Here is a 17,909-nt window from a genome sequence, read left to right as displayed (position 1 = left end):
ACAAATCTTTGGGGAATGCCCTGCCGGACAATTGCTTTCACTCTAGGCCGACGAACCGATCAGTCGTCGAGATGCCTGGCGAGGAACCCCAGGACGGCGTCGGCGAAGATGTCGTTGCGGTCGCCGGCGACCATGTGCCCGGCACCGCGCACATCGGTGAACTCGACCTGCGGAAAGCGCGCCAGGAATTCGTCCGCCCGTTCCTGGCTGACGAGGTCGCTCATCTGGCCCCGAATCAATAGCATCGGCACGCCGCCGCGCAAGATGGCGTCGACGGCCGCGTGCATGCGGTCGGGGTCGGTGACCTCGAAAGGGGGAAACGCGGCGGTCCCGCTGATGAACTGGGGATCCCAGTGCCAGTACCAGCGATCGCCGCGTCGGCGCAGATTCGTGGTCAGGCCGTCTAAGTCGGTTGGCCGCGGCCGGTGCGGGTTGTATTCGGCGATCGCGTCAGCGACCTCGTCAAGTGAGGCGAAGCCCGATTCCACCCGATCGGACATGAAGGCGTGTATCCGATTGGCTCCGGACTGGTCCATGTTCGGCACGATGTCGACCAACACGACCGCGCTGGCGATGCCCGGGGAAATCTCACCTGCGAGCAGCATCGAGGTGAACCCGCCAAGTGAGGCACCGACCAGCACCGGCTGCGGGGGCAGCGTGCCCAGCACCTCCTGGACGTCGCCGGCAAAGCTGACGACGCGGTAGTCGCCTTCGTCGGACCAGTCGGATTCGCCGTGGCCGCGTAGGTCGACGGTGACCGCTTGCCAGCCACGCTGGGCGACGGCTGCGGCGGCCCTGCCCCAGGAGCGGCGAGTCTGCCCGCCGCCGTGCAGGAACACCACGGCGCGCGCTCGAGGATCGCCAAGCCGGTCGGCGACGATGCGCACGCCGCCGGGTCCCTGGATCGAAAACGGTTCCACTGCCATGGGCATCAGGTGATACTAAGCCGCTTCTGCGCCGACCCGGGTGGCGAAGCGCCTCCAATACGATGCAGGCGGGGCGTCCAGAGGAGAATCCGATGCAGCTTGACGAGTACATGTCCTTGGACGCGACGGCGTTGGCCGAACTCGTCGACCGCAAGCAGGTGACGCCGGGCGAACTCCTCGCGTTGGCGCGTCAGCGAGCAGACGCAGTGAATCCGCGGTTGAACGCGATCGTCCGCCGCCTCGGCGATGTGGCGGACCGACAGGCCGCCGATCCGGGCCTGCGCGGACCGTTTGCCGGTGTGCCCTTCGTGATCAAAGACCTTGCTCAGGAGTACCGCGGCTTTCCGACCTCGAGCGGTTCCCGTTCGCTGGCCAACGACGTGGCCGACCAACACGCCCTGGTGACTCAGCGGTTCCTGGACGCGGGACTGGTGATCTTCGCAATGACCAACACCCCGGAGTTCGGGGCCAAGGGCGTGACGGAATCGGATTACTGGGGCCCGGCCCGCAACCCGTGGAACACCGAGCACACTCCCGGCGGTTCTTCGGGTGGATCCGGCGCGGCGGTCGCGGCCGGGATCGTCCCGGCGGCCGGAGCCAACGACGGTGGTGGATCGATCCGCATTCCCGCGGCCTGCAACGGGCTGGTCGGACTCAAGTTCAGCCGGGGGCTGTCGCCCTACGGTCCGCAGACCGGTGAGCCGATGTTTGGGATGGTGACCCAGGGCGTCGTATCACGCACCGTGCGCGACAGCGCCGCGCTGTGTGACGCGATCGTCGGCCGCGATCCGCACGCCGCCTACGAAGTTGCCCTTCCGCGAGGCACTTTCGCCGATCACATCAAGCGCAGGCCGGGCGAGCTGCGCATCGGATACTCGTGGTCCTCGGCGATCAACCCGCATCCCGATCGGGAAGCCGTCGCCGCGGTGGAACGGGCGGTGGCGCTCCTCAGCGATCTGGGGCACCGGGTCGAGGAGGTCCCACCCCCCTACGACGACGACGCGCTGGCGCGCGACTTTCTCACCATCTGGTTCGCGCAGCTCTATCAGCACGTTGCCGACGCCAGACAACGCACCGGCGCCCGCGACCGCGATTTCGAGGCCGACACCTTGGCCGTCAGTGAACTCGCCCGGGCCACCGGCGTTCTGGCGCCCATACTTGCGTTGGAGAACAGAAACAATCACATCCGATCCCTGTCGACGTTCCACGAGACCTTCGATTGCTTGTTGACCCCGACCCTGGCCACGCCGCCCCTTCGCGTCGGCGCCACGGCGACGCCGCGCGCGCTGCAACAGGCGGCCCGGGTCGCCAGCAAGCTGCGGGCGGGAAAAGTCATGGCGCACAGCGGAATTCTCGACCAACTGATTCAGGAAAGCCTGGGCTGGGTGCCTTACACGCAACTCGCCAACATCACCGGGCGCCCCGCGATCAGCGTGCCCCTGCACTGGACACAGGCCGGGCTTCCGCTCGGTGTGCAGTTGGTGGGGCGCCTGGGCGCCGACGGCGATCTACTTCAGCTGGCAGCCCAGCTCGAAGAAGCGGCCCCCTGGGTACACCGGTACCCCGCGCCCGCGTGACTATCTCGGGAATCCGGGCTTGTCCCCCGGCCCGTGATCGCCCCGCCATAATCTGGCGAACCGCCGGGCCACGTCGCCAAGCCGATACCCCGCTCGTTGTGAAGCGTTGATCCTGCCGAGGGCCTGTTTGCCCTCTGCTGCGTAGTCCTTGACCGTTTCGTCGCCTTCTTCAGCGCGCATCCTCAACCTCCGGTCCTCATCAAGCTGTTTGTGTCCGCGCCTAACGCTCAGACGGTTCCGACGGCGTCAAACGCTCCGGCGGATCTGCCGGTGCGAGCCGTTCAGGTGTTTCCGTCGGCGCCGGTCGCTCGGGTGTCTCGCTCGGAGTACCCCGCTCCGGCGGCTCGCTTGAGTTCATCATTTAGCCCTCCGATCGGCTCAGAGTTGCCTACCCGCCGACCCGGGGGATCGAAACGCCTACGGGCCGCGCCCCCACCGCGCACGGTCAGGCCACCGGTTGCTTGCTGGCCTTCACCGGCGTGGTGCTCGGCGGCAGCTTGAGCAGGTTGCCGCGCAGGCTGCCCCGCAAGGTGCGCGCGGCAACCAGCAGCCAGGTGAACAACAGGCCGGCGTACGCGATGGTCGCGGCCACCCGGAACGCGGGCAGATGCGTGTGGCCGGCGAGCTGGGAGGTACCCGTGACGAAGGTTCCGACCGGGAAGGTCAGGCTCCACCATGTCAGGGCGAACGGCATGCCGCGCAGCAGTGTGCGCACGGTCAGCGCGGTTGCCAGCGCGATCCACAACACCGCGAAGCCCCACACCGGAACTCCGTACAGGATCGCGAAGGCGTTCATGTCCTCGGCCACTTCGGGGTCAACGGCCAGTCCGGCGCTGGCACCCAAAAGCCCTGCGGCGGTGATGGATTGGCCGAGCGGACCCAGCACGATCCACAGCGTTGGCACCCGCGCGGAACCCGAGGTGCCATACAGGGTCAGGCGCGCCCAGATCATCGCGATGATGTTCAGGGAAGCCAGCAATGACAGCCCGAACATCGCGTAACAGCCGTACAGCAGGGTCTCGCGCCCGGTGCCCGACGACACGTGCGGCAGCAACAGCGCACCGGTCGCCGCGGTCACCATGGGCGGAACCACCGGCATGAGCCAGCCACCGAATGCCGCGTCGGGCTCGACGTTGTGCTGGGTGAACATCAAGAACGGAATGCTCACCGCGGTGAACAGCCCGCCCAGCGTCCCCGCGGTCCACAGCACCCAATCCAGGTCGACGGCGATGCGTTCGCCCAGCAGATCCCTGCCGACCAACACAGCTCCGCCGCCGACCGTCATCAACGCCATCGGGGCGGCGCCGTAGAAGTGCGCCATCTGTGGATTGCGCGCGTGCGTGCGCGCGACGGTGGGGTGGCGCAACCAGTGCCCCCCGACCAGGACGATCAGCACCGCCAGCAGGACGGCGGCCATCACCCAGACCACTTGGGCGAAAGCGCGCAATCCCGCCACGTGCACGGGCAGGGTGGCGCCGGCGATGGCGACGATGCCGGTGCCCATCACCGAGGCGAACCAGTTGGGTCCGATGTTGCCCAGTACCTCGACCCGGGTCTGCGGCGACGGCGCGCCGTCCGGGTTGATGGTGGTCATAGCTGAAAAACCCTACTGCGCCGCGCCGAACCGGGCGGGCATCCCGCTTACACTCCAACGGTGATGCATCCGGCGCCCACGACGAGGCGGGCAGTCACCAGGGTCCCGCTCATGGTCGGGATTGCCGTAGTGGTGGCGCTGGCCATTCTGGCCATCCCCATCAAGCAACGATGCGGGGCGCCGGGCTTGTCCTGCGCGACGGCGGTGGACCCCCGGGGCAATGTTCATTACTACTACGAGGTCGAGCCGCTCGGTATCTACCTCGCCGAGATCTTGGCCGGCTCGAACATCACCGTTTTCTACGAGTCGGGCGAGGACCTCGTCCCAGCCCGATAGCCGCCGTCTCGGCTCGATAACAAGTTCGAGTCGGTCCCGTCGGCAGTGTGACCTTGTCGAAACCACGGTGCGACGCTCGAGCCGGAACGCGCTGGTCAGACCGGGATTGCCGCCGCTAACGCGCGCGCGGGCCGCCGCAAGGGGCCGACCTGGGAAGCCTTCTCGATTGGGGGCTTCACAGCAAGCTAACGCATACTTGACACCATGCTTGAAGCGACATCGCCGCAAACCGCCGCTGCGGTGGCTGGTGATGCGCTGGGCGTGGGCAGAGGTTTGTGATGGCCCGCTCGGGCGGTGCTCATCGCCGCCATCGAGCCGTCCGCCAGCCCTCACGTTTCCGCAAAGGGCTGACGCGCACCCTGGGCGCGCTGATCTCGGTGGCGGCGGTGGGGATGACCGGGGCGGGATACTACGTGGCTCACGGCGCGCTGGGCGGCATCACCGTCTCGAACGCCCTGCAGCCCGACGATCCGCGGTCCAGCGGCGACGACATGAACATCCTGCTGATCGGGCTGGACTCCCGCAAAGACCAGGACGGCAACGACCTGCCCTGGTCGATCCTGAAACATCTGCACGCCGGCGATTCCGACGACGGCGGCTACAACACCAACACACTGATCCTGGTGCACGTCAGCGCCGACAACAAAGTTGTGGCCTTCTCAATCCCGCGCGACGACTGGGTGCCCTTCACCGGGGTCCCCGGATACAACCACATCAAGATCAAGGAGGCGTACGGCCTCACCAAGCAGTACGTCGCGAACAAGCTCGCCAACCAGGGCACCAGCAGCCAGAAAGAACTTGAGACCAAGGGTCGCGAAGCGGGCCGGGCGGCGACCCTGCGCGCGGTGCGCAGCCTGACCGGCGTCCCGATCGACTATTTCGCCGAGGTCAATCTGGCCGGGTTCTTCGACTTGGCGCAGACACTGGGCGGGGTGGAGGTCTGCCTCAACCATCCCGTCTACGACTCGTATTCCGGTGCCGACTTCCCGGCAGGGCGACAGACGCTGGACGCCTCCGAGGCGTTGTCCTTCGTCCGGCAGCGGCACGGGCTGGAAAACGGGGACCTGGACCGGACCCACCGGCAGCAGGCGTTCATTTCGTCGGTCATGCAGGAGCTGCAGGCCGCGGGAACCTTCACCAACTTGGACAAACTCAAAGGCCTGATGGCGGTGGCGCGCAAGGATGTGGTGCTGTCTTCCGGGTGGGATGAGGAGATGATCCAGCGGCTGGGTTCGCTGGCGTCCGGCGGCCACGTCGAGTTCCGGACGCTTCCGGTAGTGCGCTACGACAACATCGACGGCCAGGACGTCAACATCATCGACCCGGCCGCGATCAAGGCGGAGGTGGCCACTGCGATCGGTGCCTCGCCCCAGACCACGACGCCCGCCACCACAGCCGCAAAACCGAGTCCATCAACCATCGTCGACGTCATCAATGCCGGAAGCATGAGCGGACTAGCGACCGAGGTGTCGCACGCCCTGCAAAACCACGGCTACACCACGGGGCAGACCCGGGACCGCAATTCGGGTGAGCCCACGGCGAGCACGGTCGCGTATGGCGCCGGGTCGGAAACCGACGCACGTAACGTGGCCAAACTGCTCGGCCTCGACGCGCCCAGCCAGCCCGATCCCAGCGTCCAGCCCGGACATATCAGGGTGACCGTCGATACCAATTTCTCGGTGTCGATGGTTGACGACGGCACTTCGGACGAAACGGCGAGCACCACAACGTCGACCAAGGCCAAGAGTTACTACTACAACGGCACCACCACGACCTATCCGACGCCGGATCAGGGGAAACCGATCGACGGCGGCGGCGTGCCCTGCGTTAACTAGCGGCTAAGCGTGCGTCCCGCCGTCGATGCGGATCTCGGTCCCGGTGATGAACGCGCCGTCATCGGAGACCAGCATTGCGATCACCCCGGCGACCGCCGACGGGTCGGCCATCCCGGTGCCGCTGGACTCCACCGTGGTCGGCAGGATCGGTATCAACCTCGAAAACAACGACCAGTCAGCGTCTTTCGGGATGTATCCCCCGGTCGCGTCGGTGATTCCGGACTTGATGCTGCCGGGTGCCACGCAGACCGCACGCAGGCCGTCACGAGCGTATTCAAGTGCCAGTGAGTGAGTGAAGGCCTGGATTCCGCCTTTGCTCGCCGCGTACGCCGCCATATACGGGTGGGCGAACGACGCCGAGGTCGAACTGAAGTTGACGATCGCGCTGCGCGGATTCGCCAATAGCATCGGAAGCGCCTCGCGCACAACGAGAAACGTCCCGGTCAGGTTGACGCCGACGATCTGGTTCCACAGTTCCAGGCTGGTCTGGTGGGTGTGCGCGGCGCGCAGGATGCCGGCGGCATTGACCAATGAATCCAGGCCGCCGAGCTTTTCGACGGTCCGGCGCACGCCGTCGATCACCGAATCCTCGTTGCCGACGTCCATCGGCACGGTGGTGAGGCGGCCGGCGGTCGCGGCCTCGTCCGCGCGGGCCCGGGTGGCGTCCAGGCCGGCCTCGGCGACGTCGGAGGCAACCACGGTGGCGCCCTCGTCGAGGAGCCGCAGCGCGGTCGCCTGCCCGATCCCCGACGCGGCGCCCGTCACCAGGATTCGCTTGCCCTCGAGTCGATTCATTGGTCGCTCCCGTGCTCGTCGCGTCACTAGGCGCTCATCATCGCAAAGGACGGCCCCCGGCAAGGCAGAGTGGATGCATGGACATCGGATTTATCGGCTTGGGCAACATGGGCCGGGGCATGGCCGCCAACCTGATCGGGGCGGGCCATCAGGTCACCGTCTACAACCGCTCCCCCGGCAAGGCGGAGGGCCTGGTCGAGCGGGGCGCCACTGCCGCCTCGACCGTCGCCGAGGCGTGCACCGGCGACGTGGTGTTCACGATGCTGGCCGACGACCACGCCGTCGAGGCCGTTGCGTTCGGCGAACACGGGATTCTGGCGGCACTGGCCGCGGGCGCCACGCACGTCTCGTCGAGCACCATCAGCGTTGCCCTCTCGGAGCACCTGGCCACCGCGCACGCCGAAGCGGGTCAGCGGTACGCCGCGGCGCCGGTATTCGGTCGGCCCGAAGCGGCCGCCGCCGCAAAGCTTTTCGTCGTCGCGGCGGGCGAGCCGCAGGTGCTGCAACCGCTGTCCCCGCTGTTCGACACGATCGGCCAGCGGACCTTTGTGGTGTCCGAGCAGCCGCACAGCGCCAACCTGGTGAAGCTGAGCGGCAACTTCCTCATCGCTTCGGTGATCGAGAGCGTCAGTGAGGCCGTCGCGCTGGTCGCCAAGGCGGGGGTCGACAGGCAGCAATACGTCGACATCCTCACTTCGACGCTGTTCGCGGCCCCGGTCTATCAGACCTACGGCGGGCTCATCGCCCGCCGGGAATTCGAGCCGGCCGGCTTCGCCGCCCAGCTGGGCCTCAAAGATGTTCGCCTGGCGCTGGCCGCCGCGGAGCAGTTGCAGGTGCCACTGCCGGTGGCAAGCCTGCTGCGTGACCGCTTCCTCACGTTGGTGGCTACGGGCGGCGGGCACCTAGACTGGTCGGCGCTCGCCACGCTCGCCGATCGAGATGCCGGCCTGGGATCAGACGACTCCGCGTAGCCCGTCGGCGCCGAACGCGGGTTCCAGCATCGCCGAGTAGTCCGGGCCCCGTCGCAGCATGAGCCCACCGTCGACGTTGATGATCTGCCCGGTGATGTAGCACGCGGCATCGCTGAGCAAGAACATCGCCAGGTTGGCGACGTCCTCGACCTCGCCGGGCCGCGGAAGCGGCGTGCACTCGCGGTAGTCGTCGCTCACCTCCGGCAACGCGAAGACCGGGGCGACCAGATCCGTGCGGATCAGGCCCGGCCGGATGCTGTTGACGCGCACCCAGGACGGGCCGAGCTCGTCGGCTGCCAGCTGCATCATGTGGTCGACGGCCGACTTGCTGACGCCATAGGCGCCGAACCACCGGTGGGTGTTGCTGGCGGCGATCGATGAGATGCCCACGAATGAGCCACCGCCGCCGCGGACCAGCTCCCGCGCGGCGTGCTTGAGCACGTACATGGTGCCGTTGACGTTCAGATCGACGGTGCGCCGCCAGCCTTCGGAGTCAATCTGGGTGATCGGCCCGATGGTCTCAGAGCCACCGGCGCAATGCACCACCCCGTGGAGTTGACCGTGCCAGGCCGTGGCGGCGTCCACCGCGCGGGCGGCCTCCTCCTCGTTGGTGACGTCGGTCGGCTCGTAGCGAATGGACCCGCCACTCCCAAGCGCTTCGATCTCGCTGACTGCCCCCGCCAGCCGGTCGGGGTTGCGGCCGACGATCATGACCGAGGCGCCCGCCACGACCAGTCCGGCGGCGACGCCCTTGCCGATCCCGCTGCCACCGCCGGTGACCAGATATGTCCGGTTTTCGAAAGAAAGCTGCACGCCGACGCCCTCTCAAACTGAAACAGGTTCTAGATATCGAACCACGTGGAGAACTCGCGGCGGCAACGGGTGGTCGCGTGCGGCCGGCGAGCGTTACGGCGTATCGCGGCGGGCCACCTGCGTCGGCTTGGCGTTGCGCCAGTCCTCGACGTCGGGCGGCAGTCCGACCGCGTACCTGTTCTCGTTGTGGGCCGCCCAGTGCGCATGCCCGAGCTCGTGGATGTGGAACGCGTGCCGCAGGGCCTCGGTGAATCCCATTGCGTCGGAAGCGGCGTTGACCGAGTCCTTGACGAGCAGCGCCGCCATCGTGGGCCGGTTGGCGATGCGCCGGGCGAATTCCAGTGTCTTGTCGGCCAGCTCGTCGACCGGGAACACCTTGGACACCATGCCAAGCCGATAGGCCTCGTCGGCGTCGAGCGCATCTCCGGTCAGCAGCAGCTCTTTGGCCTTCCGGGGACCGAATTCCCAAGGGTGAGCGTAATATTCGACGCCCGGCATCCCCAAGCGCACCGCGACGACATCGCTGAACTTGGCATTGTCGGCGGCCACGATGAGATCGCACGCCCAAATCAGCATCAGACCCGCGGAGATCGCGTTGCCCTGCACCTGGGCGATGGTGATTTTGCGCAAATCCCGCCAGCGGCAGGTGTTTTGGAAGAAGTAGTGCCACTCCTGCAGGTAGATCTTCTCCGCGATCGGATCGCGGGTCCCGCCGTTGATACGGAAGCTCGGAAGCTGGCTGCGCTCGGCGATCGCCAGCTCTGAGCCCAGGTCGTGGCCCGCGGAGAAGTTGCGGCCGCGCGCCGCCAGGATCACCACGCGCACGGTGTCGTCGGCCTCGGCGCGTAAAAACGCCTCGTCGAGTTGCACCAGCAGGCCGCGGCTTTGCGCGTTGTGGGCGTCCGGCCGGTTGAGCCATATCCGCGCGATGCGGCCCTCGTCGAGGGTTTCGTAGCTCACCAACTCTTCGGCGTTCGCGTCGCCGGTCTGAGCACCGGTTTGCTCGGAGAGTGTCATGCGGCCCACCTCACTTGTTGTCAGGTCCGACGTCGTTACACATTACGGCCAGTGTGTAAGTGGGTCACCGGTGGGTGGGTGAGCCGTCCGGCCTCATGCCAAGCGGCAGGAGGCGGTGATCGCGAGTGAAGGCCAGGCGGACCAGTCCGAGTGCGACGACGACCGTGGTGGCCGCTACCGAGCCCAGGATCAAGAACATCACGACGGCCTGGACCAGCACGGCCTGCACCGGGTGCACGCCGGCGAGGATGAGCCCTGTCATGGCACCCGGGAGGAACACCAGCCCGGTGGCTTTGGTGGTTTCGATCTGCGGCGATATCGCCGACCGCAGCGCGGTCCGCAGGTACGGGGAGGCGGCCTGGCGGGAGGGTTGCCCGAGGGCGAGCCTGGCTTCAACCTCGTCACGCTTGTCGCGGAGCTCGTCGACCAACCGCCGGGCGACCAACACCGTGGCCGTCATCGAGTTGCCGATCATCATCCCGGCGACCGGCACCAATGTCCGCGCCTGTAGGGGGAACACCCGCAGCCCGAAGATCACCCCGAGGGTGATGACGGCCGCGGCGGCGAACGCCGCGATCGTCAGCGGCGCGAGTCGCGGCACCTCAGGCGCCCTACGCCGGGCGAGATCCCCGGCGTAGGCCACCATGCCAGCCACCCACGCCCATGACCACCACAGCGAACGGCCGGGCTCGAACAGCAACGTCAGCGCGCCGCCGACGAGCAGCAACTGCGCCAACGCGCGGGCCGCCGCCCATGCAAGCTGCCCCTGCAGCCCCAACCGCTGCCAGAGCGAAATCGCCGCCGCGAACGCCACCAGAATGAGCGACGCGGCCAGGCCCATCCAGCCAACCTGGCCGTTCATCCCGCCACCGACCCGACCGGGCCGAGCCCCAGGCTTCGGCCCCGCTCGATGTGCAGGACCCGGTCCGCGGCGCGTTCCACCTGCGCCGGATCGTGGGTGACCCACAGCGCGGGAATCCCGTCGACCGCCAGGTCACGCACGGCACGCTCGATCACCCTGGCGGCCTCGGCGTCGACCGCGGAGGTGGGCTCGTCGAGGAGCAACACCTGCGGTTGGGCCATCAGGGTGCGGGCCAGGCACATCCGCTGCGCCTCCCCGCCGGACAAGGCCGTGGCGTCGCGGTCCAGCCACGATCCGGTCAGAGCGACCCGGGACAGGGTGTCCCGCATCCGTTCGTCGGAGGCGTCTGGGTTGGCCGCCCGCAGGTTGTCGGCGACCGTCCCCGGAAACGGCGACGGACGCTGGAAACACATGCCCACCCGGCGCCGCAACCACAGGGGATCGATGCCGGCGACGTCGTCCCCGCAGAACGACACCGTGCCGCTCGTTGGGACCTCGAGCCGGTTGCACAGCCGAAGCAGGGTGGTTTTGCCCGAGCCCGACGGTCCGAACACCGCGGTCACGCCCCGACCCGGGATGGCCGCCGTCAGGCCGTCCAGCGCCCGGACGCCTCGCTGCTCAACGACCACGTCGAGGAACTCGAACATCAAGTCCTCACCCACCTGCTCATCCTGCATCACCTACAGTTATGTCATGGCTACGAAATCTGACCCTGGCGAGATCGACGACGTCGAACCCGTTGCCGACAGCACCGCGAGCCAGGCCAGGCGAGTCGTCGCGGCCTATGCGAACGACGCCGACGAGTGCCGCGTCTTCCTGTCCATGCTCGGTATTGGGCCCGCAAAACAAGACGCGTAAATGGCACCCGGGGACGGGCACGACTCGACGACACCGACCTTCGGGAATTCCGACTTTGTGGTGGTCGCCAACCGGCTGCCGGTAGACCAGGAACGGCTTCCCGACGGCACCACGGCGTGGAAGCGCAGCCCCGGCGGCCTCGTGACGGCCCTGGAGCCGCTGCTGCGCCGCCAGCGGGGCGCGTGGGTCGGCTGGGCGGGCGTCGCCGAGGAAGAGACCGATTTCGACGACGAGCCCATTGTCCAGGAGGACTTGGAGCTGCGCCCGGTGCGACTGAGCGCCGACGACATCGCCGAGTACTACGAGGGATTCTCGAACGCCACGCTGTGGCCGCTGTACCACGACGTCATCGTCAAACCGATCTACCACCGCCAATGGTGGGACCGCTACGTCGAGGTCAACCGGCGCTTCGCCGCGGCCACCTCCCGCGCCGCCGCCCAGGGCGCGACCGTGTGGGTGCAGGACTACCAGCTGCAACTGGTGCCGGCGATGCTGCGAGAACTGCGGCCCGACCTGACCATCGGCTTTTTCCTGCACATCCCCTTCCCGCCGGTGGAATTGTTCATGCAGCTGCCGTGGCGCACCGAGATCATCGAGGGCCTGCTCGGCGCCGACCTGGTGGGCTTCCACCTGACCGGAGGCGCCCAGAACTTCCTGTTCCTGTCCCGGCGATTGATCGGCGTCAACACGTCCCGCGGGTCGGTCGGGGTGCGGACGCGGTACGGCGAGGTCGATCTCGGGTCGCGCGTCGTCCGGGTCGGCGCCTTCCCCATCTCCATCGATTCGGGCTCGCTCGACCAGGCCGCCCGCGACCGCGACGTCAGGCGCCGCGCCCGGGAGATCCGGGCCGAGCTGGGCAACCCTCGCAAGGTGCTGCTCGGCGTCGACCGGCTGGACTACACCAAGGGCATCGATGTGCGGCTGAAGGCCTTCTCGGAGTTGCTCGCGGAGGGACGGGCCAAACGCGACGACACCGTTTTGGTGCAGCTCGCGACGCCGAGCCGCGAACGCGTGGAGAGCTACCAGATTCTGCGCAACGACATCGAGCGCGAGGTGGGCCACATCAACGGCGAATACGCCGAGGTCGGTCATCCGGTGGTGCACTACTTGCACCGTCCGGTCCCCCGCACCGAATTGATCGCGTTCTTCGTGGCCGCCGACGTCATGCTGGTCACCCCGCTGCGCGACGGCATGAACCTGGTCGCCAAGGAGTACGTCGCCTGTCGCAGCGACCTCGGCGGTGCGCTGGTCCTGTCCGAATTCACCGGCGCTGCCGCCGAACTCCGGCAGGCCTATCTGGTCAACCCGCACGACCTCGAGGGCGTCAAGGACGCGATCGAAGCGGCGCTGAACCAGCCCGTCGAAGAGGGTCGGCGCCGGATGCGGTCGATGCGGCGCCAGGTCCTCGCCCACGACGTCGACCGCTGGGCGCGGTCATTCCTGGACGCGTTAGCGGAGCCGCAGGCGCAGGACGCCAAGTAGGCCGCCCGAACCCATGGTGTTGCCGCGCAAACGCTGTGATACTCGGTGGATCGGTGCAGGGGAAGGACCGGAAGGGAGGGCACTGTGAAGCTCCGTCGCGCGTTGGCCGCTGGCGCAGGCATCTTCTCGGCTGTCGCCATCGGAATCGCACTGGACTCCGGTGACCCCGCGCACGCGATCGGACCGCCCCCGGATGGCAACTACAACTTCAACGAGGCGGGGGTCTCCGGGGTGACCTGGACGATCTCGGCGTTGTGCGACCAGCCGTCCGGAACCCGAAACATGAATGACTATTCCGACCCGATCGTCTTCGCGATGAACTGCGCCCTGAACATCGTGAGTTCGACGGCCGAACGGATCACCGCCGCGGACAAATTACAGAACTTCAGCGGCAGGGCCCGAATGTCCAGCATGCTGTGGACGTTCAAAGTCGAGAAACCGGACGGCGTCTCGTGTCCGGGCGGCGGCACCGCACCGTCCACCGAAACCTACGCGTTCAGCGACGAGAACATGAGCGGCACCCACACCAGCCTGCACGGCGCCGTCTGCGGGATGCAGCCGGAGATGAAGAAGCAACCGTTCTCGCTGCAGATGACCGGCCCCCCGCCCAGCCCGGTCGAACGTTATCCGTTGTACTGCAACGGCATTGCGATGTGCTATTAAGACGTGCGCCTAGATCGGCGTGATGTAGGCGATCAGCCATTGCTTGCCGATCTTTTTGAAGTCGACCCGCAACCTGCTGCCGTCGTAGAGCGGCTGGCGTGTTTTGTCGGTCACGGTGCGGTTCATATAGACCATCAGCGATGCCGAATCACGCTTGGCGGACATCACTCCCACGCCCACGACGCTGGCCTGGACGACCACCTCGCGCTTCTTGGCCTCCGGAATGATCTGCGTGTTGGCGCTTTTCCGGAATTCCTGGCGGTAGTCGGGGGTCAACAGCGGGTACGCGTCGCTGAGGCTGCGTTCCACCGTCTGATAGTCATAGGCGAAGACCTGGGGAATCTCCTTGGTAGCCAACGCAGGTAGCACCGCCCGCGCGGCTTCCTCGCCGCGCGTCTGCACCCGCTGCCAGTAGAACCAGCCGGCCGCCGCGGACAACCCGACGAACACCAGAATCAGGAGATAGCCCGCGACGACGAGCAGCCGGCGCCGCCACCGCATCAATTACCCCCGTTGGGATACTTCAGGTCGTAGCCCGTCATCCGCCCCTGCTCGTCCTCGTGCACGATCACTCGCAGGCGATAGGGCATGGAGGGTTTGTTCACGCCGTCGATGTCGGCGACCGTGACCCGCACCGAAACAAGCACGGACGCATTGTCGGTGACCGTGTCGATGCCCTCGAGCGCTGCGCCGTTGATGACCGCTTCAGACGTGGCGTTGGTGGACCGGAAGATGCCCTTGAGGTTCTCGATGTTGTTGTTGGCCCCGAGCATGCCGCGCAGCGGTCCGCTGGTCCCGTTGAAGAAGCGGTTCACGCTCTCGTCGATGTTGTCCTGCTTGTAGCTGAACATGTTGACCACCGTCTGCGTGGCTGTGTCGACGAAACGTTGGTCGCGTGATTGCTGGGCGTTGGCGTGCCGCTGCTGGACGACGAGCACGGCCAGGCAACCGGCCAGCGCGCCGATGGCCAACACCGCGGCCGCGAACGAAATCCATGCCACCAGGGCACGGTGCGGTCGGCGCCGCGGTGGCGGCTTGAGCGACTTGAGCGCCTTGACGGGCTTGGCCGGCCGCGTCGGCGCGGCTTCGACCTGCACGGTGGCGGCTTCGTTCACTTCGCCGTTCGCGGGGCCGGCCGCGCGGGAGGCCCGACGACGGACGCGCTGATTGGTCGTTGGCTCCTCTGCCACTACATCGGCCTCGGATCAAGCATCAGGTCCACCCAATTCTCGGCGCTGGACACGCCGCTAGCACCGGCCGCGAAAATACCAGTGCCACCGGCCGGGTCCTTAAATGCGCCGGTCTTCTCGTCGTAGGTGGCGTACGCAGGCCCGCTGGCCTGCGGTTGGCCGCCGGGCGGCGGACCCCACGGCTTCTCCGGTCCCGGGCCCGCCGGCGGGGGATTGATCCCTTCCGGCGGCGCCGGCGGCGGCAGCCACTTGGGATACGGCAGCTGCGGCGGCACGGGCGGAACCCCGGGCGGCTGCCACGACGTGAACGGCGGTGGCGGCCCGTTGTCGTTGGGCGGTGGCGGGTCGTATGCCGGCTGTTTGTTCGGCAGCGGGCCGGGCCCCGGCACCACCCCGGGCGGGGGTGGCCCGACGATCGGGGTGCCCGGATCGGGTTCCGCACCCGGCGGGATGTAGGGGAACTTGTTGGGCGGCAACACGTTCAGCCCGTTGGTCACCGGGGTGTCGTACGGCACGGGCGGACCGCGCCACGGGTTGCGACCAATGGGGACGTAGCCCTTCGGGTCGCGGCAGAGCTGAACGGTCGGCGCCCGCTTGCCGGGGAATTCCTGGCACGGATAGTTGCGCGCGCCCCGCACGGTGCTCGGATCGTTCTGGGCCACCTTGCAGTACATGTCCCTCGGCAGCTCGCGCACCGTCTCGTCGGCCGGCGTGCGCATCAACGGCGGGGGCAGGAAGCCGACGGCGCACGGCGGCGGGTCGTTCAGGTCCAGCTTGAAGTCCAGCTTGGCGCCTTCGTCCTGCGGCGCACCGCCCGCCGCCGTGGTGATCGCGGCGAACAGCGCCGGCAGCACGACCAGCAGCTGCTCTATCGACTTGTGGTAGATCACCCCCACCCGACCCAGGTTGGCCAGGCTGGCGGCCAACGTCGGGAAGGACGGGCGGATGCCGGAGAACGCGGTGCTGGCCTCGTCGGTCGCGCCCGGGGCGGTGGCCAGCGTGGAGCGCAGCTGCGGGTCGGCCTGGCGCACCTCGGAGGTGAACCGCGCTAGCCCGTCGGACAGCGACTTGATGTCGGCGCCGGCGCGAATCTGCGACTGCAGGAACGGGCCGGCCTGGTCGATCAATTGGGAGACTTCCGGATAGTTGGCGTTGGCCTCGTCCACCAGCAGACGGGCGGACTCGAACAGCCGGGCCAGCTCGGGTCCCGACCCGTTGGCCGCGATGAACGTCTCATGCAACACCTCGCGCAACCGGGTGTCGCCCAGGCTGTTGGTCAGCGCCTCCGCGCGCTTCAACAGGTCGGCGACGTCCTGACCGATCCGGGTGTTCTGCCGATCGATCCGAAACCCGTTGCGCAGCTTGGTCCCCGCCGGTGCGCTCGGTGGCACCAGGTCGATGTATTGCTCACCGACGGCCGATACGCTCTTGACGGTGGCGGTGACGTTTGACGGGATGGCGGTTCCGCTGTTCAACCGCATCCCGGCGGTGACGCCATTGGGATTGAGCCCCACCGATTCCACCCGGCCGACGGCGACGCCACGGTAGGTGACGTTGGCGTTCTTGTACAAGCCGCCGCCGGCTACGAAATCGGCCGTCCCGGCGTAGGTTCCGAGGCCGAACGTCGAGGGCAGCCGGAGGTAGAAGATCGCCATCACGGTCAATGTGATGGCGGTGATCACCGCGAATATCCACAGCTGGATTTTGGTCAGTCTGTCGTGCATCTGCGCCCGCCCCCTACTGTCCCGAAGCCGTGCCGGGCGGAATCTTGAACGGATCGGCCGCCTGTCCGGATAGGTTGGCCATTTCGCCGACCAAAAAGTCGGGCGGATTGAGGATCTCGTTCATGTGGGCCATGTTCGGGTCGAAATACGCCGTGGTGAAGAAGGTTTCACCGAGCCGGCGCAGCGTTAGATCGAACGTGGTGAACACGTTGAGATAGTCACCGCGCACCGCGTTCTTGATGCCGAAGTTGGGGAAGGGGAACGTCAGCAAGAGCTGCAGCGACGTGACGAAGTTCTTCCGGTTGTCGGCGAGCGCCTTGGAGGCGGCGTACAGGTCCTTGAGGTCGGCGGCGAAATCCACCTTCGTTTTTGCCAGCACGTGCGAGGTCACCGTCGCCAGCTTCTTGAGCGCGGCGAACGCCTCGACGATATGGTCGCGGTTCTTGTTGAGCACCCGAATCGCGTCGGGCAGCGTGTCCAGTGCCCGGCCCAGGTTGTCCTTGTCGCGGGCCAGGCTCGCCGAAAATCGGTTCAACCCGTCGACCGCATCGATGATGTCGTTGACCTGCCGGTTGAGTCCGGCGGTCAGTTCCGCCAGCCGGGGGACCAGGTCGACGAATTGGTCTTGCCGACCAGCAACGGCCTGATAGGTCTCGTCGGTGATCTCTTCGAGGGCACCGACATTGCCCTTGTTCACCACGACGCCGAGGGCCGACAGCACCTCCTCGGTGGTGGGATAGCGGCCGGTGTTGGCCTCGGAGATCTTGGACCCATCGGAAAGTTTGCCGACGGCCGGCTTGCCCTTGGGGCGGGCCAGGTCGATGTGCATCGAACCCAGCAGCGATGTCTGGGCGACGGTCGCTGTCGCGTTGGCGGGCAGCGCGACATGGTTGTCCAACGACAATTTCACTGCCGCGTAGAACGATCCATCGGACCGCTGCACGGCCTGGATACCGGAGACACTGCCGACCGTGACGTCGTCAACCATGACCGGAGAGTTTTGCGGCAGGGTCGCCACGTCGGGCAGATCGACAGTGATCGAGTAGGCGCCGCCGCCATGGCCCGCCGTCCCAGGCATCGACAGCGAGTTCAGGCCGTTGAATTGGCAGCCCGCCAGCAGCGCGCTGCCCGCCGCTAAAGCGCTACCGCGCAACCACATCCGGTTCACTTAGCCGCCCCCCTGGTCGGCCGGCGTCGGCGCCTGGCCCGGCGCGGGGCCTGGTAGGGGCCCGAACGCGCTCCCTGGTCCGGGGCTTATACACAACT

At 67.3% G+C, this 17,909-nt stretch carries 18 protein-coding genes; 7 read left to right on the top strand and 11 right to left on the bottom strand.

The features are described from left to right. Positions 1-59: 59 nt before the first annotated feature. Positions 60-926, bottom strand: coding sequence for an alpha/beta fold hydrolase (locus A5773_RS02715; protein WP_197505801.1), 867 nt, complete (start codon positions 924-926; stop codon positions 60-62). 92 nt (positions 927-1,018) lie between these two features. Here A5773_RS02715 and A5773_RS02710 point away from each other — a divergent pair, with 92 nt between their 5' ends. Next, positions 1,019-2,503: an amidase gene (locus A5773_RS02710; protein WP_066955121.1), complete on the top strand. Its 1,485-nt coding sequence runs from the start codon at positions 1,019-1,021 to the stop codon at positions 2,501-2,503. A 445-nt stretch (positions 2,504-2,948) separates the two neighbouring features. Here A5773_RS02710 and A5773_RS02705 read toward each other — a convergent pair whose 3' ends face one another. Then, positions 2,949-4,097, bottom strand: a complete 1,149-nt coding sequence (locus tag A5773_RS02705) for a TDT family transporter (RefSeq protein WP_067789301.1) — start codon at positions 4,095-4,097, stop codon at positions 2,949-2,951. A 63-nt stretch (positions 4,098-4,160) separates the two neighbouring features. Here A5773_RS02705 and A5773_RS02700 point away from each other — a divergent pair, with 63 nt between their 5' ends. Further along, positions 4,161-4,433 (top strand): hypothetical protein, encoded by a 273-nt coding sequence (locus tag A5773_RS02700; RefSeq protein WP_067261474.1) that lies wholly within the window; start codon positions 4,161-4,163, stop codon positions 4,431-4,433. 278 nt (positions 4,434-4,711) lie between these two features. Then, positions 4,712-6,268, top strand: coding sequence for an LCP family protein (locus A5773_RS02695; RefSeq protein WP_066955130.1), 1,557 nt, complete (start codon positions 4,712-4,714; stop codon positions 6,266-6,268). A gap of 3 nt (positions 6,269-6,271) precedes the next feature. Here A5773_RS02695 and A5773_RS02690 read toward each other — a convergent pair whose 3' ends face one another. Further along, positions 6,272-7,063: an SDR family NAD(P)-dependent oxidoreductase gene (locus A5773_RS02690; protein ID WP_067789296.1), complete on the bottom strand. Its 792-nt coding sequence runs from the start codon at positions 7,061-7,063 to the stop codon at positions 6,272-6,274. Positions 7,064-7,140: 77 nt separating this feature from the next. On the opposite strand from A5773_RS02690, the gene A5773_RS02685 reads away from it, so the two are divergent. After that, positions 7,141-8,034, top strand: coding sequence for an NAD(P)-dependent oxidoreductase (locus tag A5773_RS02685; protein WP_067261471.1), 894 nt, complete (start codon positions 7,141-7,143; stop codon positions 8,032-8,034). Here the strand turns inward: A5773_RS02685 and A5773_RS02680 are convergent. The 4 genes from A5773_RS02680 to A5773_RS02665 form a co-directional block, all read right to left on the bottom strand. After that, positions 8,017-8,847 (bottom strand): SDR family oxidoreductase, encoded by an 831-nt coding sequence (locus tag A5773_RS02680; RefSeq protein WP_066955138.1) that lies wholly within the window; start codon positions 8,845-8,847, stop codon positions 8,017-8,019. The two genes, A5773_RS02685 and A5773_RS02680, sit on opposite strands and share 18 nt — an antisense overlap. Before the next feature lie 93 nt (positions 8,848-8,940). Then, positions 8,941-9,864 carry an enoyl-CoA hydratase gene (locus A5773_RS02675; protein WP_067789293.1) on the bottom strand — a complete coding sequence of 308 codons (924 nt, stop codon included), beginning with the start codon at positions 9,862-9,864 and terminating at the stop codon, positions 8,941-8,943. A gap of 64 nt (positions 9,865-9,928) precedes the next feature. Beyond that, positions 9,929-10,726, bottom strand: a complete 798-nt coding sequence (fetB, locus tag A5773_RS02670; RefSeq protein WP_066955144.1) for an iron export ABC transporter permease subunit FetB — start codon at positions 10,724-10,726, stop codon at positions 9,929-9,931. Continuing rightward, the gene (locus A5773_RS02665) at positions 10,723-11,403 is read right to left on the bottom strand and encodes a phosphate ABC transporter ATP-binding protein (protein ID WP_197505360.1); all 681 of its coding nucleotides are present in this window, start codon (positions 11,401-11,403) and stop codon (positions 10,723-10,725) included. Before A5773_RS02665 ends, fetB begins: the two co-directional genes overlap by 4 nt. Before the next feature lie 16 nt (positions 11,404-11,419). Between A5773_RS02665 and A5773_RS25890 the strand changes: the two genes are divergently transcribed. The 3 genes from A5773_RS25890 to A5773_RS02655 all read left to right on the top strand — a co-directional run bounded on the left by A5773_RS25890 (position 11,420) and on the right by A5773_RS02655 (position 13,729). After that, positions 11,420-11,584, top strand: a complete 165-nt coding sequence (locus A5773_RS25890; RefSeq protein WP_156659617.1) for a hypothetical protein — start codon at positions 11,420-11,422, stop codon at positions 11,582-11,584. Next, positions 11,585-13,066, top strand: coding sequence for a trehalose-6-phosphate synthase (locus A5773_RS02660; protein ID WP_066955146.1), 1,482 nt, complete (start codon positions 11,585-11,587; stop codon positions 13,064-13,066). 84 nt (positions 13,067-13,150) lie between these two features. Continuing rightward, positions 13,151-13,729, top strand: a complete 579-nt coding sequence (locus tag A5773_RS02655; protein ID WP_066955149.1) for a hypothetical protein — start codon at positions 13,151-13,153, stop codon at positions 13,727-13,729. Positions 13,730-13,738: 9 nt separating this feature from the next. Here the strand turns inward: A5773_RS02655 and A5773_RS02650 are convergent, their stop codons facing one another. Genes A5773_RS02650 through A5773_RS02635 form a run of 4 tightly spaced genes read right to left on the bottom strand, consistent with a single transcriptional unit; the run spans position 13,739 to position 17,811 of the window. Further along, positions 13,739-14,230: a mammalian cell entry protein gene (locus tag A5773_RS02650; protein ID WP_066955154.1), complete on the bottom strand. Its 492-nt coding sequence runs from the start codon at positions 14,228-14,230 to the stop codon at positions 13,739-13,741. Next, entirely contained in the window at positions 14,230-14,919 is a 690-nt protein-coding gene (locus A5773_RS02645) for a mammalian cell entry protein (protein WP_066955157.1), read from the bottom strand. The genes A5773_RS02650 and A5773_RS02645 overlap by 1 nt, the downstream gene beginning before the upstream one ends. Next, a complete protein-coding gene (locus tag A5773_RS02640) occupies positions 14,919-16,643 on the bottom strand; it encodes a virulence factor Mce family protein (RefSeq protein WP_067789290.1) in 1,725 nt (574 codons plus the stop codon). The genes A5773_RS02645 and A5773_RS02640 overlap by 1 nt, the downstream gene beginning before the upstream one ends. Positions 16,644-16,656: 13 nt before the next feature. Further along, the gene (locus A5773_RS02635) at positions 16,657-17,811 is read right to left on the bottom strand and encodes an MCE family protein (RefSeq protein ID WP_066955163.1); all 1,155 of its coding nucleotides are present in this window, start codon (positions 17,809-17,811) and stop codon (positions 16,657-16,659) included. Positions 17,812-17,909 lie beyond the last annotated feature (98 nt).

The organism is Mycobacterium sp. 852014-52450_SCH5900713, from assembly GCF_001667075.1.
In the GTDB taxonomy this organism is placed as follows: Bacteria; Actinomycetota; Actinomycetes; order Mycobacteriales; family Mycobacteriaceae; genus Mycobacterium.
This window is presented reverse-complemented; position numbering and strand designations above follow the sequence as displayed.